This is a genomic window from Serratia symbiotica, assembly GCF_000821185.2.
Lineage (GTDB): Bacteria > Pseudomonadota > Gammaproteobacteria > Enterobacterales > Enterobacteriaceae > Serratia > Serratia symbiotica.
Window position 1 is genome coordinate 1 of record NZ_CP050856.1, and the last position, 18,914, is coordinate 18,914.

At 49.0% G+C, this 18,914-nt stretch carries 20 protein-coding genes; 10 read left to right on the forward strand and 10 right to left on the reverse strand.

Annotated features, from left to right (window positions below):
- The 4 genes from SYMBAF_RS16470 to SYMBAF_RS16485 form a co-directional block, all read right to left on the reverse strand.
- A complete protein-coding gene (locus tag SYMBAF_RS16470) occupies positions 1-1,047 on the reverse strand; it encodes a hypothetical protein (RefSeq protein ID WP_052447760.1) in 1,047 nt (348 codons plus the stop codon).
- Positions 1,048-1,541: 494 nt separating this feature from the next.
- Entirely contained in the window at positions 1,542-2,072 is a 531-nt protein-coding gene (locus tag SYMBAF_RS16475; protein ID WP_040265209.1) for a phospholipase D family nuclease, read from the reverse strand.
- Positions 2,073-2,416: 344 nt separating this feature from the next.
- Positions 2,417-3,154: a conjugal transfer complement resistance protein TraT gene (gene traT, locus SYMBAF_RS16480; protein WP_040265211.1), complete on the reverse strand. Its 738-nt coding sequence runs from the start codon at positions 3,152-3,154 to the stop codon at positions 2,417-2,419.
- Between the two features lie 158 nt (positions 3,155-3,312).
- A complete protein-coding gene (locus SYMBAF_RS16485; RefSeq protein WP_052447761.1) occupies positions 3,313-6,177 on the reverse strand; it encodes an AAA family ATPase in 2,865 nt (954 codons plus the stop codon).
- A gap of 59 nt (positions 6,178-6,236) precedes the next feature.
- On the opposite strand from SYMBAF_RS16485, the gene SYMBAF_RS16490 reads away from it, so the two are divergent.
- Positions 6,237-7,405, forward strand: a protein-coding gene (locus SYMBAF_RS16490) for an IS3 family transposase (RefSeq protein ID WP_152609001.1) whose coding sequence is annotated in 2 segments (ribosomal slippage) — positions 6,237-6,486 and positions 6,486-7,405 — 1,170 coding nt in all. Because the reading frame shifts where the segments join, the coding sequence is not laid out codon by codon here.
- Here the strand turns inward: SYMBAF_RS16490 and SYMBAF_RS16495 are convergent.
- From SYMBAF_RS16495 to SYMBAF_RS16520, 6 genes are all read right to left on the reverse strand, one after another.
- Complete coding sequence (locus SYMBAF_RS16495) at positions 7,303-8,853, reverse strand: VirB4 family type IV secretion/conjugal transfer ATPase (protein WP_082026936.1); 1,551 nt, start codon at positions 8,851-8,853, stop codon at positions 7,303-7,305. The genes SYMBAF_RS16490 and SYMBAF_RS16495 overlap by 103 nt on opposite strands.
- On the reverse strand, positions 8,810-9,178 hold the full coding sequence (locus tag SYMBAF_RS16500) for a VirB3 family type IV secretion system protein (RefSeq protein WP_237162993.1): 369 nt from the start codon (positions 9,176-9,178) through the stop codon (positions 8,810-8,812). The genes SYMBAF_RS16495 and SYMBAF_RS16500 overlap by 44 nt, the downstream gene beginning before the upstream one ends.
- The gene (locus SYMBAF_RS16505) at positions 9,178-9,513 is read right to left on the reverse strand and encodes a hypothetical protein (RefSeq protein ID WP_052447762.1); all 336 of its coding nucleotides are present in this window, start codon (positions 9,511-9,513) and stop codon (positions 9,178-9,180) included. Before SYMBAF_RS16505 ends, SYMBAF_RS16500 begins: the two co-directional genes overlap by 1 nt.
- The gene (locus SYMBAF_RS16510) at positions 9,488-10,165 is read right to left on the reverse strand and encodes a lytic transglycosylase domain-containing protein (RefSeq protein ID WP_040265215.1); all 678 of its coding nucleotides are present in this window, start codon (positions 10,163-10,165) and stop codon (positions 9,488-9,490) included. The genes SYMBAF_RS16505 and SYMBAF_RS16510 overlap by 26 nt, the downstream gene beginning before the upstream one ends.
- A 4-nt stretch (positions 10,166-10,169) precedes the next feature.
- Entirely contained in the window at positions 10,170-10,598 is a 429-nt protein-coding gene (locus SYMBAF_RS16515) for a hypothetical protein (RefSeq protein WP_185899938.1), read from the reverse strand.
- Positions 10,599-10,980: 382 nt separating this feature from the next.
- Positions 10,981-11,535 (reverse strand): transcription termination/antitermination NusG family protein, encoded by a 555-nt coding sequence (locus tag SYMBAF_RS16520; RefSeq protein WP_082026937.1) that lies wholly within the window; start codon positions 11,533-11,535, stop codon positions 10,981-10,983.
- A gap of 282 nt (positions 11,536-11,817) precedes the next feature.
- Between SYMBAF_RS16520 and SYMBAF_RS16525 the strand changes: the two genes are divergently transcribed.
- The 9 genes from SYMBAF_RS16525 (at position 11,818) to SYMBAF_RS16565 (ending at position 18,903) form a co-directional block, all read left to right on the forward strand.
- Positions 11,818-12,360, forward strand: a complete 543-nt coding sequence (locus tag SYMBAF_RS16525; protein WP_040265217.1) for a helix-turn-helix domain-containing protein — start codon at positions 11,818-11,820, stop codon at positions 12,358-12,360.
- 421 nt (positions 12,361-12,781) lie between these two features.
- The gene (locus SYMBAF_RS16530; RefSeq protein WP_185899939.1) at positions 12,782-13,558 is read left to right on the forward strand and encodes a helix-turn-helix domain-containing protein; all 777 of its coding nucleotides are present in this window, start codon (positions 12,782-12,784) and stop codon (positions 13,556-13,558) included.
- 9 nt (positions 13,559-13,567) lie between these two features.
- Positions 13,568-13,999, forward strand: coding sequence for a GNAT family N-acetyltransferase (locus SYMBAF_RS16535; protein WP_185899940.1), 432 nt, complete (start codon positions 13,568-13,570; stop codon positions 13,997-13,999).
- A gap of 3 nt (positions 14,000-14,002) precedes the next feature.
- Positions 14,003-14,452 carry a putative pterin-binding protein gene (locus SYMBAF_RS16540; RefSeq protein ID WP_185899941.1) on the forward strand — a complete coding sequence of 150 codons (450 nt, stop codon included), beginning with the start codon at positions 14,003-14,005 and terminating at the stop codon, positions 14,450-14,452.
- Positions 14,452-15,738 (forward strand): sensor histidine kinase, encoded by a 1,287-nt coding sequence (locus SYMBAF_RS16545; RefSeq protein ID WP_040265189.1) that lies wholly within the window; start codon positions 14,452-14,454, stop codon positions 15,736-15,738. The genes SYMBAF_RS16540 and SYMBAF_RS16545 overlap by 1 nt, the downstream gene beginning before the upstream one ends.
- A 162-nt stretch (positions 15,739-15,900) precedes the next feature.
- Positions 15,901-16,401 carry a PBECR2 nuclease fold domain-containing protein gene (locus tag SYMBAF_RS16550; protein ID WP_237162995.1) on the forward strand — a complete coding sequence of 167 codons (501 nt, stop codon included), beginning with the start codon at positions 15,901-15,903 and terminating at the stop codon, positions 16,399-16,401.
- A 625-nt stretch (positions 16,402-17,026) separates the two neighbouring features.
- A complete protein-coding gene (locus tag SYMBAF_RS16555; protein WP_052447758.1) occupies positions 17,027-17,716 on the forward strand; it encodes a tyrosine-type recombinase/integrase in 690 nt (229 codons plus the stop codon).
- A gap of 191 nt (positions 17,717-17,907) precedes the next feature.
- On the forward strand, positions 17,908-18,570 hold the full coding sequence (locus SYMBAF_RS16560) for a ParA family protein (RefSeq protein WP_040265185.1): 663 nt from the start codon (positions 17,908-17,910) through the stop codon (positions 18,568-18,570).
- Positions 18,571-18,597: 27 nt separating this feature from the next.
- Positions 18,598-18,903, forward strand: a complete 306-nt coding sequence (locus SYMBAF_RS16565) for a hypothetical protein (RefSeq protein ID WP_040265184.1) — start codon at positions 18,598-18,600, stop codon at positions 18,901-18,903.
- Positions 18,904-18,914: the final 11 nt, after the last annotated feature.

Genomic DNA, 18,914 nt, shown 5'->3' on the forward strand with positions numbered 1-18,914 from the left:
TTACGGCAGGGGAACACCCGCACGCTCTAGCAGCAGTCGGTAATACTGTTCAGCATCCGTGGTTTGCAGGTGGGGGAATTCCGTTTTCAGGGCGCTTTCCATTTTCAGGCGCATCACCGGTGTACAGGCGTCACTGGCCGTCCAGCGCCACCAGGCTTGCTGGTAACGCGTGTCGCTGCTGCGACGGGACGCGCGGCGTTGTTCGTGACCGACCAGCGACGCGTCAATCTCTGCGATGATACGCTGCTTCTCGGCTCGCAGCTCCGGGCTGACCACCCAGCGTTTAATGCTCTTTAGCCGGTTTTTCAGCGAATGGTAGCGGTCAATATCAATCCCCAGGCGGGCCATCTTCAGTTGATGCCGTTCATATTTCTCCCGCAGGGATTCGGCGACGCCCGCCGCTATCGCCCACTGACGGTAGTTATGCAGCCACTGACGCACGCTCTCGACGGTCATCCCACGTGAGGTGAAAAAGCGTTCCGTCAGAAAAACCCGCATCGGCTTGTGCTGGCCAGAATCGCTGTCGCGGTCACGGTGAACCACCACGTAATCCAGTTGCTCAAGCACACGCAACGCATTGAGCAGCACGTCATACGCCTTGCGACCGTTGTCATACACATGCAGTACCCCCATGCGCCGCGCCATTTCTTCCACCGGCAGCATGACTTCGAACATATACTCGCTGTCCGGGCTGTAGTCACAGTTCGCCGCCAGCACCAGTGACAGGGCGCTGAGCGCCTCGCGACTCTCGGAGCGGGCGGTGATGCGCAGGGGTTTCGGTTGAAATGACCGGTCAAACATCCGCGAGTAGGGCGTATAGCCCTTTTGGCGCAGCGCTATCAGGTCAGTATTGCGCCGCCAGTCATGGTGACGAATGCAGGCCACGACTTTAGACGCCATGCCGCGCGGCGGTTTGCCGGTAAAGTGGGGTTGGTGGTTACGGTGTGTTTTGGTCTGACCTTTACGCTGGCGATTGGCCTCGCCACGCCGGGTCGGGCGATATGAAAACGGGGGGGGCGCCTGAAGCGCTACACTGTTGTCATTCACCCTGTCCCAATCTTATGGCGGACAGGGGTTGTCTTCTGATAGGCATGCGTTATAATCCTTCACAGGCCAGCAGCCTGCTAACGACCCCTCGATATCTGATTTCAGCCGCCAAGTTGATGACAGAATCGGGGGGTTTTTGCATTCGGCGACCGGTTAAACCAGGCCGCGTCACCCGGACGTTTAAGGATACGTCCCATCCATCAAATCTGTTCCGCTGTCCGGAAAACGGGGTCACACATCGGTATAAGGCCAGAATACAGCCACCACACACATGATCCCGTCCGGCTAGGCTGATATTGGTTAACAATATTACAGCGCGTGCCAGAAAGCATACCTGCTAAATCGCCCTTGATCCAGCCCGATCCCCTATTATGGTGAAAAATACAGCGCATACGGGGTGAAATTAACCAGGCAGGGTAGGGTGGGCAGCAGGGCAGGCAGACCGGGAGGTATCACCCGCAGGCGGGCGGGTAATACCCAGCGGAAGTCACAGACTAGTAGGAAGAAGTCCAGTCGGCTCCCTCATCCCAACGTGACTGCCAGTGCGCCAGATAGATTTGGGCCAGTGCCGGCACATCACGCACCACCAGGACGTTCTCGGAATTGGCGCGGGCACGCCGTGTAAAGTTAAAGGAGCCGACCTGCAGATTCTGGCCATCGGTGACAATCATCTTGTCATGCAGGAGGGGGTAACAGTCATGGGTTCGCAGCGGTATCCCGGCATTAACGACCCGGTTCATCGCCGCCAGGCTGGCTTTGCTGCGATTGCCCTTTTCGTCGACCCCCACCCTGACGTCCACGCCGCGCCGGCGGGCAGCCATCAGGGCGCGTACCACGTCTGGCGATGTAAAGCTGTAGCCCATCAGCCGAATGCTCGTCTGGGCCTCCGCCAGTAAATGGATAACCCGTTGCTGCGCGGCTCCCTCCGGTGAAAATCCGACATCAAAGGACGGCGTGGCCCAGGTTACGCCCGCAGGCAAGACCAGGGTCACCATCAACGCCCCGATAAATAGGTGTTCTCTCATCTCAACGCTCCTGAGAAATTTATGCGTCAAAGCGCGTATCAAAGGTAGGGATCAGTCTTGATGTACGTCATCACCAGACCAGACAGCCTCTTGATACGTTAGCCTTGAGCAAACACTCCAGCCGCCTGATACCTCTGCTGCATCCAGCCAGGATCAAACACAGTGTGCGGATAAAAAAAGTCAAAGAAAGAAGGGTGGCTTGACCAGGCTATTGATGTCCTGCGGTTCTTGGCCGGAACGTCAGGGGCGGGGAAAACTTGCTTTTCTCCGCCCCTGACGTTGACCAACTGAGCACAGCGAAGGCGGTAGCCTGCTCTTAACGCGGCGTTAGTACGTAAGGGTGATCACAAGATATTGGCGATCGACCTGGCCAGTTGATCTTCCAGTACTGGCTTGGCTTCCTCAAACTTGAGGTTGACCTTGTTGGCATTGGAAACCACGCGGGTTTGATATTTATGCTGATTACCCTGCTGAGTGCTGGTCTGTACCTTGGTACCAGAATTACCCTGGCGCAAGGCCGCCACGTTATCGGTTCGCACGGTGGCGGCAGTACGTTCTGCAATCTGGACATCAGTCACCATGCTGTAATTGATATCTTCAACAAGAGCATCAGCGGCCATTCCCGCCAAACCGGCAGCCAGGCCGAGTCCTAATGTGGCCCCGGCTGAATTTGAGTTGTAGGCAGTGATACCCGAACCCAATGCAGCCCCTGCGATGGCACCTTCATACCCCTTGCTTAAAAAACCCTGCGCCTCGCGCAGATCCATTTTATCCGCCTTGAGCACATTGGCCTGGATCCAGTAATACGCCGCGGCTGGGTTAGTAACAAGGGTGTAGCCCTTTCCACGCACGGCATCGGCGATCTTGGCTTGTAACTGGCTCATATCCTTGTCGGAAGTATTTTTGATTTGTAGATAAACGGTACGCTCGGTGGCAGGCTCAAGCCAGATGGTCTCGCTCATCTGCGTCTTGACCTCTAAGTTACGCTTCTTGATCGCAGTACTCATTGCGCTGCATCCGGTGAGTGTCAGCGCTGCGCTGACAAGTGAAACCATCACTATTTTTTTAGTATTACTGTTCATCAATCTTCCTCATTTACACTGAAAAGGTAAAAGCACCTGTTTTTTAATGAAATTAAGCACACCCCTTTTTATCAAAGGGGGTATAGACTCAAACGTACTCAAAGTAGGGATGTCAAAATGATAAGTATTGTTTATGTAAAAAGCGATAACTCAAGCTGTCAATCTTCAAATGACTTCCCTTTCACTATCATTCGCTCGGCTTGCTTCAAGCGAAGATCCTGCTCTGGGGTAGTTTCTGATTCAGGATCTTTCTCTTTCCCGTTATCCCCCAACGCCGCCGCAATATCGCGCCAGGTAAGCCTCTCTTCCTGATTACTGGCCCGCCATTCGGCCAGGGGTTCGTCATCCTTTTCATTGATGGCAGCGTTCACCTCCTCTGGACGGATATCTTGCTCACCTTTACCCGATTTCTCCTGCGCCTGGCGGGCAAGCCGTTCTGCTTTCTGCTCAACGTTTTCCTTCGGTTCTGGAATAAAGGGAATGGTGTCCTCCGGTTTCTCTGCCGCATTACTGGCAAGCTGCGCGATCACTTTCTCATCAATAACGTGATCAGCACCGATGATTCGACTCATATTGAGAGGCAAACCATCACCTTCTATCCTGACAATCACACCAATGTCGGGATTCTGTTGTGCGAGCTGCAATCCTTCCGGGAGACTGGCCGCAATGCGAACGTCACCGTTTCTGCTTTGCTGAATTCCGGCAAATCTCGCATCATTGCTGCCAATAACCCTAAAATCACCTGTCAACGTCACCCCGTTTCGCTCATCCGAATTTATGGTCATAATGACGACTCCAGCGCGGTTGCCGTTACTGTCCCACAACGCAAACGCCAGACCGGGTTCCGGATACCGCCTGGCACCTGGCACAAAGAAGCCTTGGGAGTCACCTTCCGCCAGCCCATAGTTCTTTAGCAGCGCCCGTCCTGCCGCAACCGCAGTAAGGGGCGAGGCCCAGGACAGAATGCCCTCTGCCGTTCTGCTCATCCGATCCTCGCCAGCCATCAGAAAATCGTGGGCTGTACGGTCGCCCTTGATTTTACTGATTTCACTTAGCCATCCGGCCCTGTCATCGGTATAGACCTGCACATGCTCTTTTGTGCGGGACAGCGTGACGTAACCACTTTCCTTTGTTGCCATCCGCTTTCGCGCTCCTGCCATCCCTTCAAGCGTGATGACAAACCGGGAGCTTGCCCCCTGCGCAGCGTGTGCTGTAACGGCATACCCCAGATCGGTGTGCATGTCTGCCGGATCTTTCAGATTGAGACGCCGTGTTAGCTGACCATCTTGGCTACGAAGAAGCATGCTTAGTTCGTCGATCTGCTCCACGTTCCAGGCGCTGTTACCGGTATAACCACGTTCAGCATCGGATCGCGTAAACCGCATCCGGTCGCCCTTGCTGACGCAGATAGCTTCAGGCATATAGATCTGCGCATCTTCGGTACTGTTCTCGAAAGGTGAAATGATTTTCTCACGCCCCTCGTGTCCGACAAGCGTAACCAGCCCGTTCTGCTGGTCAGTGCCTCCCACTGTCCAGTACTCACGGTTAATCAGCGCAATTCTCCCCGTCTGTTCGGCCCATCCCTTCAGGCTCCGTAGTTCATTGTGTCGGACACGAACCGGACGCAGGACTTTGACCAAATACTCACCTTCAGTTACCCCCATCCTGTGCAGTTTTTCATGTATCATGCCGTTTATGATTTGCCTGTCCGAATTCAGATGCGCCACTATCAGCGTATTTTCACGGGCTTCAGCGGTGCGACCGACGAAATCAGCCGCTATCGCTTCCGTCACGCTGACGGGTAATTTGGCTTCACATAGCGCCTGAGCCTGTTTGTCATCCGGATTTATCTGCTCAACGGAAGAAGCAGGCATAAACGCGCCGATGCCCCTCGGTACCACATCTGGTGAAACGTTTTCAGCTTTCTCCAGCGCGAGTGCATGCTGACCTTCAATCATGGCATAGACCACTTCCCGAAGTTCCGGCGTCTGCCGCACGATTTCTTTCATAACTGCCGTATCAATGGCACTGCGCTGCTGCATCAGCCGGAACGGTTGTCCCGGCTCGATGGCCCGCAACTGTGCATCATCACCGCTGGTAATAGCCCGACCGCTACCGCTGGCGATTGCCTGGTAAGCTTCACTCATCGCCCGGTTGCCAATCAGTGACGCCTCGTCAATCAGGAACAGCGTATTGCTGTAGTCCGGTTTCTCACCGCTCATCCGGGCCTGTCTGTCTTCCCAGATAAAGGACTCCAGCGTCTGCGCCCGGACACCCGTGCTTTTCATTTCCTCAACGGCCCGGTGAGTGGGCGCAAGACCCACCACCTCCGGTCGCTGACTCTCAGGCAACGTCTCCATTGCGGCCAGCATGGCTTTAAACTGTGTGGTTTTACCCACACCGGCATAACCCTGCACCGCCGTAAAGCGGTCGGTACTTTCCAGCACCATGCGCGTGGCAGCGCACTGCCCTGCCGTCAGCCCCATGAGGTGCATTTCAGGCACTGACGCCATCAGCGGCGCGACGTTGCCTTTACCTTCAGCGATATGACGCAGAATGGCCTTTTCCGTTTCAAAGGTGGATTTGGGCAGCATCAGCCCGGATCCCAGCCGGATAAGTTCACCGTCCTGTACCTGACGATTTATCTCGGACTGGACAGCCGGAATGCTTACCGCTGAATTAATACTGAGCGCAGCACTGAGCAGCTCTGGAGCCAGGAAGGCTGTTTTTTCATGCTGCACTTGACTCAGTGCCAGGTAAACAGCCTGCGCGGCCGGTGCACGCGGAAGTTCTCTGGCTACTTTAAGCGCGGCATCAACACCTTTTGCGCCGGTGGCCGCTTCCACCTGGGCGCTAATCACCTGAACTGCCGGGCTACGGGCCAGTTTTGCTTCTCCCAGGTCTGCGCCCATTGCGGTAAATATCCTTATGTCGCTGCCACTACGGGTCAGGGTATTGAACACATCATCGCGCATCTCACGTCCGCTCAGTGCGGCCAGTACCTTTCCTTTGTAGTGGCACACTGAATTTGGCCACCTGAACAGAGGTGATATGCTCACCTCAGGACATTACAGGTGCTTCAATGAAAAAAAGAAATTTCAGTGCAGAGTTCAAACGCGAATCCGCTCAACTGGTCGTTGACCAGAACTACACCGTGGCAGATGCAGCCAGTGCTATGGATGTCGGCCTTTCCACAATGACGCGATGGGTGAAGCAGTTGCGTGATGAGCGGCAGGGAAAAATACCTAAAGCCTCTCCCATTACTCCTGAACAAATTGAAATACGTGAGCTGAGGAAAAAAATACAACGTATTGAAATGGAAAACGAAATATTAAAAAAGGCTACCGCGCTCTTGATGTCAGACTCCCTGAACAGTTCTCGATAATCGGGAAACTCAGAGCGCATTATCCGGTGGTCACACTCTGCCACGTGTTCGGGGTTCATCGCAGCAGCTACAAATACTGGAAAAACCGTCCTGAAAAACCAGATGGCAGACGAGCTGTATTACGCAGCCAGGTACTGGAACTGCATAGCGTCAGCCATGGCTCTGCTGGCGCAAGGAGTATCGCAACTATGGCAACCATGAAGGGCTTCAGGATGGGACGATGGCTCGCCGGCAGGCTCATGAAAGAGCTGGGGCTGGTCAGTTGTCAACAGCCCACTCATCGGTATAAATGCGGTGGCCTTGAACACATCGCTATCCCGAATCACCTTGAGCGGCAGTTCGCAGTGACAGAGCCTAATCAGGTGTGGTGTGGCGATGTGACCTATATCTGGACAGGCAGGCGCTGGGCCTACCTCGCCGTTGTTCTCGACCTGTTCGCGAGAAAACCGGTGGGCTGGGCAATGTCGTTCTCACCGGACAGCAGGCTGACCATCAAAGCGCTGGAGATGGCGTGGGAGGCCCGGGGAAAACCAGCCGGAGTGATGTTCCACAGCGATCAGGGCAGCCATTACACAAGCAGACAGTTCCGGCAGTCACTGTGGAGGTATCGGATCAGACAGAGTATGAGTCGGCGTGGAAACTGCTGGGATAATAGCCCAATGGAGCGCTTCTTCAGGAGTCTGAAGAACGAATGGGTACCGGTGACGGGTTACATAAACTTCAGCGATGCAGCCCACGCAATAACGGACTATATCGTTGGGTATTACAGCGCGCTCAGGCCGCATGAATATAACGGTGGGTTACCACCAAACGAATCGGAAAACCGATACTGGAAAAACTCTAACGCGGTGGCCAGTTTTAGTTGACCACTACAAATAGTGAAGTAGTGCGTATTGATGGCCCTCAGCACATTTTCCAGCGAGTGATTGTAATCAAGGCAAAAAACCATCGGATCCCAGCGACTGAAGAACACCAGCTCCAATGCCTCAATCGTGGTTTTTCCCGCCCCGGTCATGGCCATGTTGGTCATGTGACCCGGTAACTTGTCCCCGGTACTGTTTACCCCTGGTGGGCTGTCATGGGCATTCAAGAAGAACAGCCCACCGTTCTCGGTCATCATCGGCATCAATGCTGAGCCATCGCCCGGTGGATTGCCCTGTGCCTTGCCGGTCGGCGTCGCGTGCAGAGAAAACCCACAGGCGAGGTTGGCGGTAGATTTCGGCATGGCGTAAATCACATCGGCATACCCTGGAAAGAGCATCAACCAGGAGGCATAATTGGAGCTGGTTGCCCGCACAAATCCCGTGTTCTTTGACAACATGAGTGCCTGCATTCTGGCACCGTGGTTAACCGCCTCTTCCGCCGTTTCACCAAAAACAATCAGGCTTGCGCAATACTCACCAAACACTTTCTTGCCCTGGGTGACTTCCTGCACGCTCTCCTTCAGCTCCTTAGTCTGGTCAGACTCGCCTTCCGTCGATGTGAGGTCAGACATCTGCGACCGCAGTCGGCGCTTGATGCGATTGCGATCTTCAAAGTGAAACGTCTGCACCAGGCAAAAATCGCATTGCTCTTCCAACACTTCGTCCCACATACCCGGTGAAGAGGGAGTCGGGTAGTCGCGCAAATCATAGGTAGAGGCAAAACGCGGTGGGCCTTTGTAGGGGCGGTTCTCCACATAATCGTAGGCACCGAATGACGTCTCACTCTCGATAATGGCCTCACCCAGACAGGTATCGGTGATCGGCACATCCTGCTCGACGCCATTGAGGATGGACGTATAGAACCGCCCGATCTGGCTGTACACTCTGCCCTCCCGCTCCTCCATTCCCATCACGGTTACGCCGAAATCACCCAGCGTTTCCCGGCAGATGGCCACCAATTCGCTCAGGCGTTTGATACCATCATCCAGATCGCGATACTTGAGCATGAGCGCCATCGCGTAGCCAACCTGGCGAAATGCGCCGTGACGAAACGGCTCGGTGTAGGTATCGGTCAACGCCTGGAGAACCGGTAGCGCCAACTGGTATTCCTGCTCAAGGTGTATCCGCTGCTTGAATGTGTAGGTCTGCACCTTCAGGTGGTTTCCTTCCTGCTTGCCGATGGCCTTGAAACAGCGATCCTGATGCAGGAACTCCTTGTTCAGGGTGCGCTGGTCGCGGGTATCGTGTGGTACCCCCTTGAAACGCAGAAGCGCCAGCAACTGAGAATCGCCCAGCGTACAGATTTCGGGATGAACGTGATAGCCGAGCCAGGGAAAGCGCAGGGGCTTATTCCCCGGCGATAATGCGTTTTTGAATGGAACGCCTTGCATTTTTGATTCTCCATACAGAATTACGGGGGGTCAGCAGCAGCAACCGGCCATATCGACGATCCAGCATTTTGCGTTGCCACCAGAACCAGCAGCGGCGAAATGCCTTGTCGTCTTTCTGGCAGATCAACCGTAGAACTATCAGGACAAGAATGAACGGTGTCGCAAACAGCAAACCTCCCCATCCCAGCATGTAGACGCCAACAAAGAGTGAAATAACCCCGCCCATCAACAGAAACAGTAAAGCGAAGACAGGTATGCCCGCCGTCATGGCGACACGGGCCATCCCATTGTGCGTATCAAACTTGAGGGTCTGGTCTTCTTCCATCAGCTGATTTTCCCTCCCCAAATCTGATAAGCCCAGGTCGCTGCGGCAATCGCTCCCCCCACAGTACCGATAACGGCAATCTGTTTGACGTAATCCATTGCCGTTGTCTCGGATGTGCCAGCCATGCGAGCGATGATCCAGCACATGCCAACGTAGACCAGCGAGCCAATGGCCATGACCCCGCCGATAATAATGAGCGCCGTCTGAAACTCGCGCGCGAAATTGACGATGGGGTCATACCAGGTGGCGGACGCATACAGCGGCAGGGTCATCACCAGCAGCGCGTAGAGCCGGGCAGGGGTTAGCGTGTTAAGCAGATTTTTGAACGTCGTCATGCGGATTTTCCTTTGTCTCAATCAGGTTTTCTTCGGGTTTTTCCGAACGTGGGTATTCACGCAGCACATCCCAGGATTCAAAGACTGGCGATGATGGGGGTGGGGTCACTGGCACAGCCCCCCGGCCCTGTCTGTCTTCCCTGGTACTCGGCACGCGATAGCCGTTATCTGGTGGTGAATACCCAATGCGTTGTACATAGCTGGTCTGTCGGAATGCTTTTTCCGGTCTCAGACCGGTATTGAAATTTCCGCTGTAATAGCAACTCAGCGCCCTTTTCAGGGAGCCACCTCGCTGGTAACAGTCGGTGATGATTTTTTCGAAAATGGAGAGGTTGGTGCAGGGTGAAAACAGGTTTTCAGCGGTTACCTTGAATCGGGAAAAGTTGGCACTGGTGATTTGCATCAGTCCGACTGAATACCGCCGCTTTCTGGCTTCTATCAGTCTGACAATATTTACTGCGTCTGACCTGTTAGTGGGTAGATAGGAAATGACACTGTTAACACCGGGTCTGCGTTCTGCCCTGGGTATGATTTCAGCAATGGCGAGGGGGTTAAATCCTGATTCTGCTCTTGCTACATCAAGTGCCGTATCCGGGTGAACGGTAGCAGCGCATTGCATTGCCACCGCAAGGAATGCAGTGGTTGAAAGCACGGCGCTACCTCACGTTTGAATGTTTAAGCTCCTCTATCAAGGTCTTTTTAGCGACTTCATCAAATTTATCAATTAAATATTGAGTAAATTGAGAAGTACTTACCGTATGTCCTGAATGGAAACTCACCTCAACAGAACACCGGCGCAGCCTTTGACACCGCTCCGCGCCCAGATAAAGCACTTTGCTAGGACGTGACTGTTTAATTGGGGAAATATTTGGCATTGGTTCTCCTTTTGTTACGGTTTTTTGGATCGGGCTAAATTTTTTTTCATAATCCTCACGCTCGCGCTGATACAGCGCCAGGAATGCCTTGGCGATAAAATCAGCACGTTCAAGCGTGTTGTCTTCGTCGTATACATTCATCGCGATGATCTGGCTAAGCGTTTCCGCTGCAACCACTTGCACGCCTTCTGGGAGATCACTTAATTTCATGGCTACCTCGGATTAAATCAAACGGGTTTTGGTGGTATTGTGAGCAGGCGTTGCCCCTGGTGTTGGCTGTATCTCATATCCAGCCCACCACACCCCAAAAACATCTTGGAAATGGTTCGCCACGTTGTCGGTGGCTTCTGTAGAGTGAAAGAGCGTTTAAAACAGAGCAGACTCATTAATCTGCTTTGGTTTAGAGCCTGGTTTACTTCTCCACCTCAGGCGGCAGTGTTACGTCGTTTTGTGCTTACTGATGCGTTAACCGGGCGCAAACCGGAACTTAGTGATGCCCTATGCCACCTCTCCCTCACTGCGTCGCCATGGGAACCCGACCTGTATCGCCGTCGTCGCGTGTCCTGAAATCAATCAGGACAACGGAGGAAATCTAAAGTCGCGAAAGTGGATATTGGATATCCAACAGCCGACTTTGGCGGCCAGGGATAGCACTATAGATACGTGTTTTCCCCTGCTTTAATTCAACCTGCGCTGAATCAGATTCAAGCAGGCGGATCAACTCCACGTTTCTTGCGGTTGAATTCTGTATCTCGTAGATAGTGCTGATTTGGGTAATTAATTCACTGGAAATGTTGGCGCATTCAACTGCTGAATCTTGATGGTCGAGTCGCATCAAGCGGGCGCACTTAAACCCCTCGATAACACTGGGAGCGACGACGCAGGGCATCCCCCCAAAACGAATAAAGCTGTGAGCGCCAGGAATATCAGTGATCGTCGTTGTGTGGACAATTTCGGGGTCAAAATGGACAAACAGATATCCGGGGAACAACGGTTTTTCCACGATCCGCTTTGAATTTCGATCGCGGCGCGCACAAATGCGCGTCTCAAGAGGAAAATAGCAGGGAATGCCAAAACTTGAGATCCGCATAACTACCCTCTCGAACTTCTGCGTCTGACAGTACAATAGATACCAATTTTTCATCATTGCCTACCTTAGGGTAAAGCCCGCCCTATATCGCGCCCAATGGTGGATATAATAAAAATCAAAACCTTACAAAAGTATCACTATGCAAATGCACAGTATTTTTTATCTAGCAACCAACTTTACTTACTCAAAGTGTATTGCAATAAATTAGATACATCAAATAAATTTTATACTAAAAACATGAATTATATTTTTTATAATATTTATATTTACAACTCAATTGCTTACATCAGGATAACCGTTCAATCTATCCAACTACCTTTAAGCTAATGGTTAAGTGATATGCTAAATAAACTAGGCGAACGACTTGCAAAAGTTCTCGATAATCTAGGAATAAACCAGGCAGAAGCGGCACAAAAAACTGGCGTTTCTAAAGCCACTATTAGTCATATAATCCGTAATAATGTACCCACCTACAAAAATTCGAGTGCGTTGGCTATTGGACTGGGTATAAATCACGATTGGTTGGTTTTTGGTCAAGGAGGTATTCTTAACCCAAAAACTATCTATGTCCCGGTTTTGTTGGAATATTTCCGGCTGCGATTATTCCATTCTGAATTGTTCCTAGAAGATAAGACTCGATATCTTGTGACCGAAAGAATGTATGGAGATGGGCTATTCGCCACAGTATTAAGTGATAAGGTCTTACTATGTTCAAGAACTCCTGAAAGCTACTTACCTACTGAGCGACCACTTGGATTTTTGTTATGGACTGAGCGGCGAAAAACCATCATACATGACCCAGAACAAGTTCAGGGTAAACGGGTATTTCTGATCCATGAAACTAGGCAATATGATGAATGGAAAGACTTTTTCGTAGATTAAACTTGAAATCTGCATAACCATCCTCTCAAACCTATGTGCCTACGGTGCAACAGTTATCATGTCTTTGTTGCCTACCTTAGGGTAAAACCCGCCCTATATCGCGCCCAATGGGGGATATTCTCTAAATCAACAGATAGCGCATTGCATCATCCCTTGATAAGTAAAAATTCATATGTTTAACAATGCGCAACATACGGAACGTTTATAGATTCTAGACCAACATGAATACTTTTCGAGTAGTTTTTGAGTTTTTTTTGATATTTTTTATGAAAACCTTTTGATTACCTTTGGTTTGCGATTTAATATCAATACCTTACTGATAAAAACCTCCTGACTTTGCACGGAATAGTGTATCCTTTAATCATATGCCTCAAACTTAGGCTCGTTTAATGTTCAAAATGAACTCCATAAGATACTCAGGATGCTAAAATTGAATAAAAAGCACACAGAAATGATCCGGGAGCTTCTTCAGAAAAAAGGTATTGATAGAAGAAAACACGCATCTACTATGGCCGAAATTCTTGGCATAAAATACCAGAGCGCCAAGCAAAAACTAGACGAGAAAAGAGGCATTACATTCGCAGAAATGAAGAAAATTTATAGTTACTTCAACATGTCATTTGATAATATAAAGAGTCATAATGGCCTTTTCATCATGAATGATATGCATGTTAGATGTAATGTTGAAGTTGAACCTTGTGCAGTTGAATTCATCCTGCCAAATAATAACTATGCAATCAAAAAAGATAATCTCTATGTAGTTGATCAAAGAAACAATGAAAGTAATGAAAATAAATATAAGGTCAAGAAGATAGATTTCCTGCCTGCCCCTAAATTAGCCATCCTGGATAACGATAGTGAAATACTTGAATTGTTGTATGATTTATCAAATCGTTTAGGTATCGATGCGCATACCTTCGCAGCCAAGGATAAGTTATTAAATTCATTAAAGGAAAACAACGCTTATGACTGTTATATAATTGACTGGCTTCTTGACTATAATCAAACATCTGAAAGTATAATTAAAGAAATACGAGAATCCAATAATAACATACCTGTAATATTACTGACAGGACAATTAAACCAAAGAGAGCATGAAGTAGGAGATGCAATAATAAAATATGGTGTAGAACTTATAGAAAAACCGACAAGAACTTATATCATTTCTTCAATACTGATATCGAATTTATTTTACTGAGAAGATAAAATGAAAATTACATACTTAAGACTTGAACCTCATCATCTCAAAGATCTCTACGAGATTAGATTTTCGGTAACAGAAAACCTTCTGCATGCACACCAAATAAAATACCTACAAAGAAAACAGGCAGTTGAAGACATTAGACAAGGAGGTGGATGGATCTGTAAGTCAGGAAATGAATATCTAGGATACGGATTCGGGATTTTTGCTCCTGAACCATTAATTGGGGGATTGTTTGTTAAGCCCGAATTTCAAAGGAATGGTATAGGTAGAAATTTGATCGAAAAAATTACCAATTGGTTTGCTGAAAAAGATATACACTCTATAATGCTGACCACAGATAAAGGTTCTAATGCAGAATTTTTTTATAAAAAAAATGGATGGTATGCTGATGGCATGGATGAATATGGACAACTTATTATGCGCCGCGAGGTATAAGAAATGTATTACAAAGCACTTTTTTTTCTTTTTGTTTTACTATCAGCTTCAACACATGCTGAATCACTTACACTAAACACTAACAATAAAAATATATCCATTAGTACTGAAACGCTTAGAAAACTACCTATACATAAAATCAGAACCGCCACTAACTACACATCTACAGCAATATTCTCAGGCGTAAGATTTAGCGACTTATTTAAGTTGTACGACATTAAGGGAAATAAAATAAGGATTTATGCACTCGATGATTATAGCTATAGCATAGCTATAGATGAACTTTACAAGTACAATGCCATCTTGGCATACCTAAAGAATGGAGAGAAAATCAAAACCTCAGAACTCGGCCCATTCGTCTCTATTTTTCCTCGCGATGACCATCCAGAACTTAAGAAATTTGATGTTGATGCAAAAACAGTTTGGCAAATAAGTAGAATTGAGGTTAAATAATGAGAAGAGTAATTTCTGTCGCATGTATTATCATCATGGCTTTCATGATAGTAATTACATTAACAGTAATAAAATTCAACAACATCAAAGAACAGTACCAAAACCTTGATCCTAATCTAGATAATTATTCAATTGCAGAGATTATTTTTCTTTCTTTTGAAAGACTAAAAATTTCAATATTAGACCTAAGTGATGGCAGCAATATTTTATCAAAAAAATCAATATTTGATTCAAAGATAGAAATTCTCAATAATAACTCATTGAATACTAAATCCTTTTTTAAGGATGAGGATTTTTATACTTCAATAAATAAATTAATTAAACAAAGCGCTGAGCTTGATAAAATATTAAACTCCAAGGGAAGCATAGATGAAAAAAGGCAATCGGCCTTGATGTATATGGATACCATGCGGCCAACTCTTTTGGATTTACAGGAGAGCATTTACAGAATACAAATTAATAACTTTAGTCAGATAAAAGAAATAATTTCTGACAACTCATTAGATGCGGAAATATCATCATTACTTGCTATTTTTCTAACATGCACCTTATTTATCCTTCTATGGCGACACAGTGCCCGATTAAAGAAAACGCTAAAAAACAAAAATATATTTATTTCATCCATATACCACGAACTAGCATCTTCTATTCAAAAGATACAATTTGCTACTGATGTAATTAACGACGAAGCAAATAAAAAAGATATCCAAAAGTATTTAGACATAATAAACTTTCACGCAAATAAGATTACTTCTCAGACACTTGATGTTTTAGAATATTCTAAAATAGAAATGGGAAATTCTTTCATTCAAACCGAGCCTTTCGTTCTAAACCAAATAACAACTGACGCCATCCATTCTTTTGTAAAGAGAAATGATAACTCGTTAAAGGTACGTATCTCTCCAAAAAATGCACTCATCCGTACAGATAAGAAAAAAGTACAATCTATCATCAATAATTTGTTGGATAACTCAAATAAAAACAGTCAAAACGACATAATACACCTTCACCTGAGGATATTCAGTGGTTATTTGTATATAAAAGTTAAAGATTTTGGTAATGGATTCGACATAAATAAGATTGGTAAATTTATCCAGCCATTTAATCAAGGAGCAGAAAGAGATACAAAACAAGGACTAGGTCTTGGTCTCACAATAATTAAGAGTCATATCGATTTGCTAAAAGGGTCATTCAAAGCTCGTTCTACTATTGGGGAAGGAACAATTTTTTTCGTAAAGATACCTGTACAAATTGTGCATAGTAAAGAAGATAACCAACCGGTCTAGCAGAACAAGACTAGCAAGACACAACGCGGCGAGTATGCCTTGCTGAAGAGGCGGGATTTCACGGATGTTGACGTTGGTACGGTTAAACCGGGTAGGTGCTTTTCGGGAAACGGATGCAGATATGATAAAATTTGCCACTAAAGCAGCTGCAAGGATAAAAAAATGGTGGCAAAAGCCATACAGGGGTTAGTTCCTTTTAAAGAACTAGGGCTTCCTGACCTGAGAACTTTAGAAAGCGAGTTTCGCCGCGAAAGCATTCCTGAAATTGAACAGGCAAATAGCTTAGAAGGCGCTATCGTCTTGCTTGAAACATATATGGGATTTTTCGAGAGCGATATGTTACTTGTGCCTAAAAGCAGCCCTATCGGAACGATTAACATAATGCGAAGCAGTCTCGCACACATCGTTGAAAAGCGACTTGATGCCCGTGAGCGCTACATTCTTCTTGCTCTTGATACGCTTGAACACCCATATGAAGTATGGGAATCCATGTATGACGACGGTATGGTGCGATACCTGTTTATCGGAGCCTACAGCCAAAAACGTCAAATGCTTGTAGTGGTTGCTCCGTGGGAAGGGAAAGTGCTCTGGAATTTTATGCACACTGACGCGAAAAGCCTCAATAAACATCGCCAGGGTACTTTGCTTTATAAAAGGCATTAAAAAAGCCGCCATTTTTCAATGGCGGCCTGTGGGATCTAGGCCTGTTTATTTTACACCTTCAGACGGGAGGTGTGAGGTCTCACCCTGGCACAGAATTCAGGGATTCTATGGGGTCCTTCCACCAACTGTTGCACCCTGATGCAGTTGGCTTCTCGCTCGCTAACAATAGTATTGTATTATGACGTTTCCGTCAACCATCCCTGCTAATCCTGCATAACGGCCCTTCATCCCTGCTCACGATTATCGGGCATTCGGTAAAACCCGCAGTTTACCTAACCGCCCCCCTGCCCCGTCACTTATCCCCCGTTTCTGTGGATAACGCTATATGTTGTATCGGTCGCAGCTGATGGACATACTATATGTTGTGTTGGGTGGGGCATTCCATGGGCCGGTGGCTTTCCCCTGCCCCGGCTCGGTATTCGGTTTTACTTCCATAAAGTATGTATTAACCGATATGATAATCGCCTCCAGCGCGATTATTCCACAAGCCTCCCGCAGCCCGGACGTTTACAATCAACGGTAATACGTCACCCCGGTTAATTGCGGAGAGTAAGCATTGAGCGCCACCTTAACTACGTTCCCGCAGATCTCGCGTAGCGCCACCGCCATTCCGGCCACGCCCTATATCGATTTTGAAACCGCCCTGGCGGTACGTCGCCTAGCGGCAGTGCGCGACGACCTGCCCCGCTATCTGCTGGCCCCGGAGATCGCCGTGTTGCTGGCCGGGTGTAATGATTTACGCAAGCGGATGCTGTTTGAGTTTTTATGGAACACCGGTGCACGGATAAATGAAGCGCTGGCCGTGACCCCGGCCGATATCGAACTTGACGGGGTGCGCCCGCTGGTGACGTTGACCACGCTCAAGCAACAGCGCCTGACCAAGGCCGGACGGCCACCGAAAGGTCACCGCCGTACCTTGCCCCTGCTTGATGCTGATTTTGTGCGTCGGCTGCGTGATCACCTGCACACCTTTACCCGCTACCGGACAAAGCCGGTTTGGGCCATCACCGATGACACCGCTCGCAACTGGCTGCGCGACACGGTGACGGCCTGCATCACTCAGGGGATACGGTTTTCCATCGACCCGATCTCGCCGCACACGCTCCGGCATAGCTACGCTATGCACCTGCTGTACTGTGGCGCGGCTCCGCTGACGCTCCAGGACTACCTAGGCCACAAGGATTTTAAATCGACGCAGGTCTACGCGCGTATCCGGGCACTGGAAGTGGGGATCGGCAACGGCTACCAGGTACGTTTTGGTATGCACCCGGATGAAGCGGCCGCCCTGTTGCGCCGAGCCGGGCAAATCATTTAAATAGTGCATAACATTACACACTATTTACCCACCACCATTGTAAATGTATAACGTTATACACTATACTCATATCTGTCTGGCCGCTTAGCGGAATATTTAGCCATACAGGCAAGCATAAAGGGTCGCGAGCACTGTTAATTTTGGCTCTGCCGCATAATAGTGTGTAACGTTATACAATGTTTGGGGGCAATATGATTGTGCTAATTGGCAGCCATAAAGGGGGCGTGGGGAAGTCTACGGTGCTAATAAACCTGATGATGTGCCTCAAACTCAAGACCGGCAAGCATATCGCCGTGATGGAGTGCGACGAGCAACGCAGCGTGAAAATGTGGCTCGATGAGCGCAGCGAGCGAGGAATAACCCCAGACGTGGACTATTTTGAGTGCTACACCAACATCCCCGACACGGTTCGCCGCCTGGCATCCAAGTACGATCTACTGCTGCTGGATGCCCCAGGCAGCAAGTCGCCGGAGTTTCGGAAATGCCTGGCGGTGGCGGACAAGTTTATCTCGCTGGTTGATCCGACCGCGCAAATCGAAATCAATACGCTGGGCGAGTTGGTTGTAGACGTTCGCCAGGCACAGGCGGCCATCAATCCGAGCCTGGAAGCGTTGATCGTGATGAACCGCTGTCCGACCCATCCGGGCGATCAGGATGCGAGTACGTTCCGCAAGATGATGAACGACGATCCGGACTGGTTGCCGGTTGCCCGCCAACGGCTGTTCAGTCGCACGGCTTACAAACGCGCCTACAATGACGGTGTATCTGTGCATGAATACAGCGACAAGAGCGGCAACAAGGCCCGTGCAGAAATTGAACTGCTGGCTACAGAATTGAATTTATACAGTGTATAACATTACACACTGTATTGAGGTGATGCGATGAAACTGAAAAAAAGTGCCGGACTGACCACGGTCACGGAAGACAAAACGCTGAAAACCTTTGTGATGGAGGCGAGCAGGCGGCCCGTTTCCGGTTCGCAGATCACTCGCGTGAATTTTTCATTGACCGAAAACGACATCGACCACTTTGATCGCTTGACACTGGAGAGCGGCGCTAGCCGGGTTGCGGTGCTGCGGGCCAGCCTTGATGCCCTGAGCCGCCTGGATGAAGATATGCGGGGGACGCTGATCCGCCAGGCGGAGATCGCCAGTCCAAAAACCGGCAAGCCACCGATAAGACGTTGACTGATGTATAA

Bases quoted from the DNA above. Each gene is read 5' to 3' on its own strand.
- SYMBAF_RS16495 (WP_082026936.1), bottom strand. From the start codon at position 8,853: ATGCAAGGCGTTCCATTCAAAAACGCATTATCGCCGGGGAATAAGCCC.
- SYMBAF_RS16565 (WP_040265184.1), top strand. From the start codon at position 18,598: ATGAAACTGAAAAAAAGTGCCGGACTGACCACGGTCACGGAAGACAAA.
- SYMBAF_RS16475 (WP_040265209.1), bottom strand. From the start codon at position 2,072: ATGAGAGAACACCTATTTATCGGGGCGTTGATGGTGACCCTGGTCTTG.
- SYMBAF_RS16560 (WP_040265185.1), top strand. From the start codon at position 17,908: ATGATTGTGCTAATTGGCAGCCATAAAGGGGGCGTGGGGAAGTCTACG.
- SYMBAF_RS16530 (WP_185899939.1), top strand. From the start codon at position 12,782: ATGCTAAAATTGAATAAAAAGCACACAGAAATGATCCGGGAGCTTCTT.
- SYMBAF_RS16520 (WP_082026937.1), bottom strand. From the start codon at position 11,535: ATGATGAAAAATTGGTATCTATTGTACTGTCAGACGCAGAAGTTCGAG.
- traT (WP_040265211.1), bottom strand. From the start codon at position 3,154: ATGAACAGTAATACTAAAAAAATAGTGATGGTTTCACTTGTCAGCGCA.
- SYMBAF_RS16525 (WP_040265217.1), top strand. From the start codon at position 11,818: ATGCTAAATAAACTAGGCGAACGACTTGCAAAAGTTCTCGATAATCTA.
- SYMBAF_RS16550 (WP_237162995.1), top strand. From the start codon at position 15,901: ATGGTGGCAAAAGCCATACAGGGGTTAGTTCCTTTTAAAGAACTAGGG.
- SYMBAF_RS16535 (WP_185899940.1), top strand. From the start codon at position 13,568: ATGAAAATTACATACTTAAGACTTGAACCTCATCATCTCAAAGATCTC.
- SYMBAF_RS16540 (WP_185899941.1), top strand. From the start codon at position 14,003: ATGTATTACAAAGCACTTTTTTTTCTTTTTGTTTTACTATCAGCTTCA.
- SYMBAF_RS16500 (WP_237162993.1), bottom strand. From the start codon at position 9,178: ATGGAAGAAGACCAGACCCTCAAGTTTGATACGCACAATGGGATGGCC.
- SYMBAF_RS16545 (WP_040265189.1), top strand. From the start codon at position 14,452: ATGAGAAGAGTAATTTCTGTCGCATGTATTATCATCATGGCTTTCATG.
- SYMBAF_RS16505 (WP_052447762.1), bottom strand. From the start codon at position 9,513: ATGACGACGTTCAAAAATCTGCTTAACACGCTAACCCCTGCCCGGCTC.
- SYMBAF_RS16515 (WP_185899938.1), bottom strand. From the start codon at position 10,598: ATGAAATTAAGTGATCTCCCAGAAGGCGTGCAAGTGGTTGCAGCGGAA.